This window comes from Streptomyces sp. NPDC058469, assembly GCF_042721125.1.
GTDB lineage: Bacteria > Actinomycetota > Actinomycetes > Streptomycetales > Streptomycetaceae > Streptomyces.
This window is the reverse complement of record NZ_JBHXME010000117.1, coordinates 25356-35163: the sequence shown is the minus strand read 5'-3', so window position 1 is coordinate 35163 and position 9808 is coordinate 25356. Positions and strand designations below refer to the sequence as shown.

Genomic DNA, 9808 nt, shown 5'->3' with positions numbered 1-9808 from the left:
AACACCGTCCCGCCCTGGGCCAGGCCCTTCCTTCTGGCCGCGGACAACCTGCTTCACCTTTCCCCACGTGGCGACGGCTCCCTCCTGACCAGCCCACAGCACACCCTTCCCGCCCGCTCCCGGCCCCCGAGGAATTCGATTCGAGGCGGCGAGTCACTTCCGCGATTCAGCACCCGAATAGGGGTTCCTCTTTGCCGTTTTCCCTTCACCAGGGCGACGCCCTCAGCGTTCTCGCCGGCCTTCCGGACGGCTGCGTCGACGCCGTCATCACCGACCCGCCGTACAACAGCGGAGGCAGGACTGCGAAGGAGCGCACCACCCGCTCCGCGAAGCAGAAGTACACCTCTGCCGACTCCAAGAACGACCTCGCCGACTTCACCGGCGAGAACATGGACCAGAGGTCCTACTCGTTCTGGCTGACGCAGATCATGACCGAAGCCCACCGCCTGACGAAGACCGGCGGGACCGCGCTGCTGTTCACCGACTGGCGCCAACTCCCCACCACCACGGACGCGATCCAGGCGGCCGGATGGCTGTGGCGTGGGGTGCTGGCCTGGCACAAGCCGCAGGCCAGGCCGCAGAAGGGCCGGTTTACGCAGAACTGCGAGTTCATCGTGTGGGGCAGCAAGGGGGCGATCGACGGCTCCCGCAACCCGGTCTATCTCCCGGGCATGTACTCCGCGTCGCAGCCCTCGGGGGCCAAGCGCCAGCACATCACGCAGAAGCCCGTCGAGGTGATGCGCGAGCTGGTCAAGATCAGCCCCGAGGGCGGCGTGGTGCTCGACTTCTGCGCCGGCTCCGGCTCCACGGGGGTGGCCGCCCTGTTGGAAGGCCGGGACTTCATCGGCGTGGAGAAGACGGAGCACTATGCGTCGATCGCAGCCGACCGGCTCACCGAAACGATCCGGGCAACCCTCACGCAGGACGACGTGATTCTCACCGCCTGAGCCGAGAGCGCACTTTCCGTCAATGCGCCCGGCTCCGTGGCCGACATTCCGATGAAGCGGGCTGGCAACGCGCCGGCCGCTGCGCGCGCGTCGCCGCTTCGTCTTCCTCTCATTCCGTGTCTCGTAGGAGGCCGAACTTTTTATGCCCGAATCCATAACACCGTCTGACGGCGGGGAGTTGGAGCCTGTCCGCATTCCCGATCAGCAGCTGGAAGGAATCGAGGCGAGCGTCCGACGGCTCATGCAGCAGTCGGCGCAACAGGCCCAGCAGCTCGACCATCTCGCGGCCGACCCGGAGCCGAGCGGATCGCCGTTCGCCGCGTTCGGCATGCCCGGGCTCGGCGGCCCGCCGGCCGCCGCTCCACCGGAGCCCCGCCCGATCCTGGAACTCGACGGGGACGAGAGGGAGGACGAACTCGACGCCTTGTCCGACTGGGTCGACGGCTTCTTCCTCCCCGTGTACGGGGCGGAGGTCACCACCGCGGCGCCCTGGTGCCTGCAGTGGCAGGAACACGACGTCGTCGTGGCCTGGCTCCACGCCCTGTGGCTCGCCTACCAGCAGCACAAGGACCCCGAAGCCGGATTGAGCGGCCTGTTCGTGTGGCACCGCGACTTCCTCACCCACGCCGTCGCGGCGATCCGCGCACCGGGCGGCCCGCTCTCGGCCTGCATGACCTCTCCCGACCGGCCCGCGCACCGTCTTCTGCCCGGCCCGCCGCCGTCCGCGCGCACGGAGACGGCATCCACGGCCGAGGCGGCCGAGAGCGCCGAGCCGGACGAGCCGATGCCATGACCGCGGGACAGGGACAGCCCGCCTTCGGACTGAGCTTCGACCCCCGTGCACTGGACGATCTCCTCCAGGCCCCCAGCGATATCCGCGACCTCACCCTCGCCTACCTGCAGGAAGTCGTGAACGCGCAGCGCTTCGGGCTGCGCCTCGACGGTGACCTGGAGGGCTATCGCAAGCTGTTCGTGGACTCCCGCAAAGACTGGCGACTCGTCTATGGCCTGCGCCCCGGGCCCGCGGAGTCCGCACATCAGAAGGAGATTCACGTCGTCGCCATCCGGCCGCGTGCGGGCAACGATGTCTACGACGAGGTCGGCCGCCGCCTGGGGATGACCCGCCGGCCGCTGAGCGCCCGCACTCACGCGGCCCGCTCCCGTTCCCCGCAGCTGACCACCAGCACTCCCGCGCCCCGGCCCGGTCCGCCGCCCGCCGCACTGCCGGGCCTGCCCCGTCCGGCCCAGCACCTCGGTCACCATCACGCCCACTGAACGACGGAGCGTCGCCTGTGCCCCCTGAACCCGCACCGCCACCAGCCCGGCGTGCGGTCTCCCCGCTCGACCACCGCATCGAAGCCGTCACCGGCCACGACATCGACACCCTGTGGGCCTACCGCGACCGCGGCGTCCTCGACAAGCCGCATGCCCAACTGGTCGACCAGCACCGCGAGTTGGCCAAGACCCAGACCGGCGTCACCTTCTACCTCCGCCTCCTGCACCGTCTGTCCAGCGGCGAGTTCGACGTCGATGACGCCCTGCTGGCGCGCATCGACCGCACCGTGGACCAACTGGAGGATGCCACCGACGCACGCGACGCCGCTGCCCGGAAGGTGCTCGCCGCCCTGGAACCGATCGAGGCCGCCGCGACGGCCTCCGCGCCCGGCGCGAAGCCGCTCTCGACGGACGACCAGGCCGCGATGCTCGCCATCGCCGGCGGCGCCAAGCTCTACGAACACCTGCTGACCGGCCGGATGTCCGTGACCACTGCCTCCGGTACCCGCATCCCTCACACCACGCTGCAGCGCCTGGAGGACGCCGGCCTGGTCGTCCGGGACACCGGCCACCCCGTGCACGCCGGGCAGCCGGTCGCCCTCACCGACGCCGGACGCGCCGCGCTGTTCGCCGCCCGACGCGCGCCCACGACCCGGGCACCGAAGCTCCCGGCCCGATCCGGCACATCGCCGTCCACCCCGGCACAGCGGCGCTGAACCCCACCGAAAGGCCCTTGTTGTCTCCCACCGAACCGGCACCGGCCCGGAAGTCCATCCCCCAAGTCGACTTCGGGCTCGACGACTTCGACGCCGACGAGGACAAGTACCTCGACTTCTACCGCCAGGTCGCCATCCGCGAGGACATGCTCGTCCCCCTCGCCGAACACCACACCCCCAACGGGGCGCACAGCTACTACGTCCTGTTCGACCGCACCGCCACCTGGGGCCACCCCGGCATGCCGCAACTGGTCGCCGTGCACCTGAAGCGGGACCGGGAGAAGGAGACGTTCGACTTCGAGAAGGAGCTGCTGCCGTTGCCGGCGATGGCGCAGTCCTGGCTCATCCACCGCGGCTGCCCGCCCGACGCCATCAGCCTCAACCCCGAGCTGGGGCCACCGCCGGCGGACGAGGCGACGCGCGCACTGGAGCGACGCCTCGCGGGCGACGGCGACCACTACGCCATGGGCTACTCCTACACCTGCGACGACCGGGACGACATGGTCACCGTCGTGGCGCTGCGAGCGATGGACGAGCGAGCTCCCAGCCCGTACCGCGTCGTCGTCGAGGAAGTCGACGCCGACGCATGGACCCACACCCTGCGCGAGGGCGGTTTCGACACGAAGCACGCCGCCCTGCAGTGGTGCCACGACCGGCTCACCGGCGAGGCCGGCCCCCTCCCGCCGGTTCGCCCGGCAGCGGCGGCCAGCCGCCCCGCCGGCGTGCCGAAAGCCCCTGCACCGCACCCGCCCGGCCACTCTCGCTGACCGTCGAAGCCGACCGGCGCGGCGAAACATAGCCGACGATCGCCGGTTAGCCAAACCGGCGATTCTCCAGACCCTTATACAGCCGCCGGGACAACTCCAGCGGCGCCATTCCACGCAATCCCTGTGCCTTCACGGAGGTTTCTTCCGCATGCGCTCGACCCGAATAGCCATATCCGCGGCGATGCTCGGCGCGCTCGCTCTGCCGGTGCTGTCCGCCACCACCGCCACCGCGGCCACCGTCACCGCCGCCCCCGCGAGCAGCTGCTCGTCCCAGCCGCCGCTGCCGTACAAGGTGCACGCCTCGGCCGTGACCATCCGCTCCAAGGCCAGCGCGAAGTCCACCGCGCTCGGCGTGCTCTACAAGAGCCACAAGTTCACCGTGCACAAGAAGAGCGGCAACTGGCTCTCCATCACGGACAAGACGACCGGCGTCAAGGGCTGGGTGTCCGCGACGTACGTCTACCGCGACACCCGGATGTGCCTGGACTGACAGGCATTCAGTAAATGCCCGTAGGCGGCTGGAGGCGCCGGTTACGGCCGCCCCTCGCATTCCCTTAAGGCATCGGCCTTTCCAGAACAGGAGTCACTCTTTTGTCCGACGGCATATCCGATGACGCCGAGGATGTCGTGGGCGTGCTCACCGAACGGATCGAAGCGCGCTTCGACACGGACATGGACCAGCTGAAGGCCGCGGTCGCCGCCGCGCCGACGGCGAATCCTGACGCCACCGACGTCGTCAAGTGGCACGGCCTTCTCGTCGAGGCCCAGTCGGTGCTCGACCGCGCGGAGGACGACCTCCTCGCCGCGCTGGACACCCAGCCCAGCGAGGTCGACGACCCGACGATGGGCCTCGCCCACCGCGTGAACGCGGCCGTCTCCGTACGTGACGGCCGGGCCCTGGTCGTGCGGTGGCTCCTGGACCCGGACGCTCCGGGCAAGAAGGGCCTCGCCGCCGAACGGCTCGCCCGCCTTCGTCCCCGGTCCGGTCCGGCGGTGCAGACCAGTCCTCCCCAACGGCCTGCGGCCACACCCGCGCCGGCGTCGGGGTGGCGGGCGGGAAGGGCCGCCCGATGAGCCGGTGCAAGTCCAGCACCATGGACGCCGATCTGGAGCAGGTCTTCGGGAACCCGCTCCCCGAGCTGTACGAGGCGGCTGCCGGACCCGATGCCTCTCCCGCGCTCGCCCGTGCCCTGGAACTGCGTTCCTTCCTGGCTCTGACCGAGGAGCAGGTCGCCCGCGTCCGCGACCGCGTGCACGCGGACATGGATCCGGACCGCGACATGGGCGAGCTGTCGGCGGACAGGCTCCGCTTCGACGCGCAGTGGCTGGAGGCCGCGCTGGATGCCCGAGACGGCTACCGCGCAGCTCTCGGCGAGCTGCTGCGCACCATGCCCTCGCCCGGCCCACGGGCCCGGCCCGTCCGCACGACGCAGCTCAGGGCCACCGCAACCCTGCCCCCGTCCGCCGCCCCGGCACCCCCACGTGCCGGGGCGGCCCAGGCCCGCCGACCGTGAAGGGCACCGCTTGCCCCACCTCACGTCCACCGAGATAGCCGGACGGATCGAGGACCTGTACGGCGCGCCGCTCACCGACCTCGAAGCCCACACCCAGGACCAGCCGCCCGGCATGCTCTCCGCCCTGCTCGGCATGCACGACGACCTCGCCCTCGCCGAGCACAGCATCGACGTCCACCGCGACCACCTCGCCCGGCTCCTCCACCCCGAACGGCAGATCGGCCCGCACGAGGTCTCCCACCTCCTCGACGGCTCACGCCGACTCGCCGAAGCCGTCGCCGTCCGCGACGTCCAGACCAAGTCCGTCTTGGCCGTTCTCCAGAGCCTCGCCCGCGTCCCGGCCCCAGCACCGCCTTCGCCGACACCGACACCGACACCGACACCGGCGTCGTCGCTGCCGGCTCCGCCCCTTCCCGCCCAGAGCACGGCGCACAGCCGCTGACCCGCAGGCGATCCCCCTTTCATCCATCCAGGAGTTCCTGACTTGGCCATCACCGCTCTGCCCCCTGACACCGACGCCGACATAGCCCGGGTCACCGAGGCCCTCGCCATGATCACCCCGAGCTGGAACGTGAGGATCCTGCTGGCCCTCTCCGGCCCGCCGCAGCGCTACACCGAGCTGGCGGCCAAGGTGTCCTGGCTCCAGAGCGGCCAGCTCCACCCCAAGCTCAAGTCACTGTGCGACGCCGGACTCGTCGAGCGCACCGAACACACCGCACGGCATGTGACCTACCGTCACACCGAGCGTGGTACCGCCCTGCTGCCGGTCCTGCCGATGATCGTCGAATGGGCCGAGGAGGATCTGGAGAAGGCGGACCGCCCGCTGTCCGCGATCGAGCAGATCGAGGACAGCCTCACTCTCCTCACCCGGCGTCACACCGCCGCCATCCTGTGGGTGCTCAAGTCCCGCACGGAGGTCAGCGGCCGGGCCCTGGCCCGGATCGTGATGCCCAGCAGCGACTCGACCAACATCTACCCGGCGCTGCGGCAGCTCGTCGCCGACGGCCTGGTCGACACCCACGGCAGGGGCCAGCCTTACCGGCTGTCCGGGGCGGGCTACCGCCTGGGCCCCGTTCTCGGAGCCCTGTCCGCCTGGTCCTCCGGGCAGCCCCTCCACCAGGCGGCCCACCATCCCGTCTGGGGGCACCCGCAGACGACGCCGGCACCGCGGCCGTGGGTCAGCAGCCAGGCCCGGCCTGCCCCCGCAGTGCTCCCGCCCGCTCGGACGGCGTGGGACAACCGCGATCTCTTCTCGCACACCCCGGCCACCCGCCCGATGGCGGGCCTCCAGGGGGGAGGCCCGCGCCGATGACCACCCTCTTCACCCGGGCCGAAGTACGCAACGCTGTCGAGCTGCTGGCCTCGCGTTCCTTGATCCGCCTGGTCACCGAGATCGATGACAACGGGGCGATACCGCCGCGGCGGCTGGCCGGCACTCTCCCCGACCTCGCCTCGCACCAACTGCGCCGCGCTACCGAGACGGCCCGCGCCCATGGTCTCGTCCACGTCGCGCCCGGCGCCGGTCTCGAACTGACCGATGCGGGCTCGGAGTTGGCCGACCTGTACGACGCGGCTGCGCGCTGGGCCCGACGCCACGCGTATCCGGCCCCGGTCTGCGAGTTCAGCAGCCGCATCCGGCGCGTCCTCGACCTCCTGGAGCCCTCGCTCGCCACCGAGCGCGCCGACGGCTTCTCGCGGCCGACCGCCGCGCGCCCGTCCAGTGCCGAGGCCGAGGCGGACCTTGCCCGTCCCCGGGCCCTCCTGATCCAGTGGCTGACCGGCAACCCCGAGGTCACCCGGGTGTCCGAGCCCGATCCGGTCGCGTGAGCACATCGGTCACACCCCGGCATGCACGCCACACCGCCGGTCTGCTGCGCGGCATCTACCTGCCGCGCACGGCGGACGCTCTCGCCTCGGCGATGTCCACCTACGGCATTCCGCTGCTGGTCCTGGCCACCACGCGCTCCGCCGCGCTGACGGGCGCCGCGTTCGCCCTGGAGTGGATCCCGCGGCTGGCGGCGTTCGGGTGGGCCGGGGCGGTCGTCGACCGGCGCGGGGCTGCCGTGGTCTTCCACCTCGCCTCTCTGGGACGCGCGCTGACCCTCGCGGCCAGCGCGCTCCTTCTCCATCTCCACCCGTCCGGAACCGTGGCGAGCACGACCGTGATGGCGCTCGCGGCGACAACAGGCGTGCTCACCGAGTTCAGTTACATCGCGGCCGAGACCGCGGGCGCCGCCGCCGGCCGACGAGCGGGCGCGCGGGCCCACCGCGTCCAGGCCGTCCTGCTCGGCATCGACCAGACCGCGATCCTGGCCGGCCCGGCGCTCGCCGCCGTGCTCCTGCTCGCCGGGCCGCCGCCGATGCTCGCGGTGATCACCGGGCTCTCACTGCTCGCCGCGCTGCTCGCCCTGCGCACACCGCCCTCGCCCGTCGCCCCCGCCCGCGCGCCAAAGACACGGTTGGGCGCCGGACTCCTCACCGGGTGGCGCACCATCCGCTCCCTGCCCGCGCTCGGCTGGCTGGTGACCGGCCTGACTCTGTCCAACCTGGCCACCGGCCTCCTCCAAGCGGCCGGCCCGGTGATCGTCGTCCAGCACTTCGGGCAGTCCACCACCGCCGTCGGCCTGGTCTGGTCCGCAGCCGCCGCAGCGACACTCCTCAGCGTCACGCTCTGCCGGCTGGCGATCGACCGACTGGGCCTGTGGCCGGTCGGCGCCACCTGCGCGACCCTCGCCGCGCTCGCCTGTCTCGCCGCCGCCCAGGCCCCCGACTACCGGTCCTACCTGCTTCTGGTCGCGCTCCTCATGGCGGCTGACGGCGGCATGACGGTCGTCCTGCGCACCCTGCGCTCCCGCCTGATCCCACCGCAGACATTCGGCAGCACCCTGTCGGCGACCATCCTCATCCTCCTGCTGCCCTTCCCCCTCGCCGGCGTGCTCACCGCGCTCACCCCGCCCGACGCGATGGGCCACGTCATCACCGCGTGCGCCGCCCTCCAGGCCCTCGGCCTGTTCTGCGCCTTCGCCCGGCTGCGCACCGATCCCGCCCTGCGCACCTGACCCTGCCGCACCCCAGCCTGTGGAGACCCTCATGCCTTTCGCCGCCCTCGGATCGCACCGCGCGACCGGTCGCAGCATCACGGACCAGTTCCGCGCCTTCGACGCGCACAACCCGCACGTCTACCGCGCCCTGGAACGCATGGCCGCCCGCCGCCTGGCCGCCGGCGCCACCCGGGTCAGCCTGAAGGACCTCTTCGAAGACCTGCGCCGCCAACTCCCGTACGGAGTAGCCGGGTTGAACAACAACTTCACCGCCCTCTACGCCCGCCGCCTGATCGACGACCACCCCCACTGGGCCAGGGCGTTCGAGCTGCGCCGCCGCCGTGCCGCCTGAGACGCCCCCTGCCTTCTCTCGTCCTGCCGCCCACCGATATGGAGAACCCCTTCTTGCCTGCTCGTACTGGTAATCCCGGCTATCAGAACCTGCGGAATCCTTTGCGTTCAGGTTCGATGCGCGGTGCCCCGGTTACCTGGTCAGCAGCAGGCGCAGCCTGCGGCGCAACCGCAGGTGTCGGTCTCGGACTTGAGGACTGCCTGGCCGGTGGACGGGGCGCAGCATCCTTCGCCTCGCCAGGTATTGCGTCCTTCCTTGACGGCGATGACAGCGATCACGAGGGCGGCGATGGGGTCGGCCCAAGACCATCCGAGCAGCAGGTTCGCCAGCAGCCCGACGAGAAGAACGGCCGAGAGGTACGTGCACAGAAGGGTCTGTTTGGAGTCGGCGACGGCGCTGGCGGAGCCGAGTTCGCGTCCGGCCTCGCGCTGCGCGGCGGACAGGAAGGGCATGACGGCCAGGGAGAGCGCGGCGAGCACGATGCCGGGGATCGAGTGCTGGGCTTCCCCGACCCCGATGAGGGCGCGGATCGACTCGACCGCGACGTAGAGCGCGAGCGCGAAGAAGGAGACGGCGATGATCCGCAACGTCGTCTTCTCCCGGGCTTCGCGGGCGGCGTGGTCGCGGGCAGAGAACTGCCAGGCGACGGCTGCGGCGGAGGAGACCTCGATGACCGAGTCGAGCCCGAATCCGATCAGTGCGGTGGAGGAGGCGAGGGCGCCGGCCGTGATCGCGACGACAGCCTCGATGACGTTGTACGTGATCGTCGCGGCGACCAGCAGGCGTATGCGCCGGGTCAGTGCGTCGCGGCGGGATGGGCTGGGGCCGAGGGATATCGCGGTCATTCAGCAGCAGCCCTTCTCGTCGGCGTCCGGGCAGGTGCGGTCGGCCTCGACGGTGAGCACTGCCGAACGCAGGTCGTCGAGGGCGTGGCCAAGGCGTTCGTCGGCGAGTTCGTAGCGGGTGCGGCGGCCGTCCGGGACGGTGACGACGATGCCGCAGTCGCGCAGGCAGGCCAGATGGTTGGAGAGCCGGGTCCGGGAGATGTCCAGAACGTCGGCGAGGTCGGCCGGGTAGGCCGGCGCCTTGCGCAGTTCGAGCAGGATGCGGCAGCGGATCGGGTCGGCGAGGGCCCGTCCGAACCGGACGAGCACGTCGATGTCGGCAGCGCGAGTCAACATCCCTCGACGGTACAG

General features: G+C 71.2%; 15 protein-coding genes. 13 read left to right on the top strand and 2 right to left on the bottom strand.

What is annotated here, in order from left to right; translation table 11 throughout:
• Positions 1-191 precede the first annotated feature (191 nt).
• From ACFWP5_RS36705 to ACFWP5_RS36645, 13 genes are all read left to right on the top strand, one after another.
• Complete coding sequence (locus ACFWP5_RS36705) at positions 192-947, top strand: DNA-methyltransferase (RefSeq protein ID WP_384166860.1); 756 nt, start codon at positions 192-194, stop codon at positions 945-947.
• 241 nt (positions 948-1188) lie between these two features.
• Positions 1189-1740 carry a DUF4913 domain-containing protein gene (locus ACFWP5_RS36700; RefSeq protein WP_384166866.1) on the top strand — a complete coding sequence of 184 codons (552 nt, stop codon included), beginning with the start codon at positions 1189-1191 and terminating at the stop codon, positions 1738-1740.
• Positions 1737-2222 carry a hypothetical protein gene (locus ACFWP5_RS36695; RefSeq protein WP_384166857.1) on the top strand — a complete coding sequence of 162 codons (486 nt, stop codon included), beginning with the start codon at positions 1737-1739 and terminating at the stop codon, positions 2220-2222. The genes ACFWP5_RS36700 and ACFWP5_RS36695 overlap by 4 nt, the downstream gene beginning before the upstream one ends.
• Positions 2223-2239: 17 nt before the next feature.
• Positions 2240-2938 carry a hypothetical protein gene (locus tag ACFWP5_RS36690; protein ID WP_384166854.1) on the top strand — a complete coding sequence of 233 codons (699 nt, stop codon included), beginning with the start codon at positions 2240-2242 and terminating at the stop codon, positions 2936-2938.
• Positions 2939-2955: 17 nt separating this feature from the next.
• Complete coding sequence (locus ACFWP5_RS36685) at positions 2956-3705, top strand: hypothetical protein (protein ID WP_384166851.1); 750 nt, start codon at positions 2956-2958, stop codon at positions 3703-3705.
• 181 nt (positions 3706-3886) lie between these two features.
• Positions 3887-4195, top strand: coding sequence for an SH3 domain-containing protein (locus tag ACFWP5_RS36680; protein ID WP_384166863.1), 309 nt, complete (start codon positions 3887-3889; stop codon positions 4193-4195).
• A 101-nt stretch (positions 4196-4296) separates the two neighbouring features.
• A complete protein-coding gene (locus ACFWP5_RS36675; protein WP_384166848.1) occupies positions 4297-4779 on the top strand; it encodes a hypothetical protein in 483 nt (160 codons plus the stop codon).
• A complete protein-coding gene (locus tag ACFWP5_RS36670) occupies positions 4776-5219 on the top strand; it encodes a hypothetical protein (protein WP_384166846.1) in 444 nt (147 codons plus the stop codon). Before ACFWP5_RS36675 ends, ACFWP5_RS36670 begins: the two co-directional genes overlap by 4 nt.
• A gap of 10 nt (positions 5220-5229) precedes the next feature.
• Positions 5230-5661 (top strand): hypothetical protein, encoded by a 432-nt coding sequence (locus tag ACFWP5_RS36665; protein WP_384166843.1) that lies wholly within the window; start codon positions 5230-5232, stop codon positions 5659-5661.
• A gap of 42 nt (positions 5662-5703) precedes the next feature.
• The gene (locus tag ACFWP5_RS36660; protein ID WP_384166840.1) at positions 5704-6531 is read left to right on the top strand and encodes a winged helix-turn-helix transcriptional regulator; all 828 of its coding nucleotides are present in this window, start codon (positions 5704-5706) and stop codon (positions 6529-6531) included.
• On the top strand, positions 6528-7046 hold the full coding sequence (locus ACFWP5_RS36655; protein ID WP_384166837.1) for a regulator: 519 nt from the start codon (positions 6528-6530) through the stop codon (positions 7044-7046). The genes ACFWP5_RS36660 and ACFWP5_RS36655 overlap by 4 nt, the downstream gene beginning before the upstream one ends.
• A complete protein-coding gene (locus tag ACFWP5_RS36650) occupies positions 7043-8278 on the top strand; it encodes an MFS transporter (protein WP_384166834.1) in 1236 nt (411 codons plus the stop codon). Before ACFWP5_RS36655 ends, ACFWP5_RS36650 begins: the two co-directional genes overlap by 4 nt.
• Positions 8279-8309: 31 nt before the next feature.
• Positions 8310-8612 carry a hypothetical protein gene (locus ACFWP5_RS36645; protein ID WP_384166831.1) on the top strand — a complete coding sequence of 101 codons (303 nt, stop codon included), beginning with the start codon at positions 8310-8312 and terminating at the stop codon, positions 8610-8612.
• A 140-nt stretch (positions 8613-8752) separates the two neighbouring features.
• Here ACFWP5_RS36645 and ACFWP5_RS36640 read toward each other — a convergent pair whose 3' ends face one another.
• Entirely contained in the window at positions 8753-9457 is a 705-nt protein-coding gene (locus ACFWP5_RS36640) for a cation transporter (protein ID WP_384166828.1), read from the bottom strand.
• A complete protein-coding gene (locus ACFWP5_RS36635) occupies positions 9458-9793 on the bottom strand; it encodes an ArsR/SmtB family transcription factor (protein WP_384166825.1) in 336 nt (111 codons plus the stop codon).
• Positions 9794-9808: the final 15 nt, after the last annotated feature.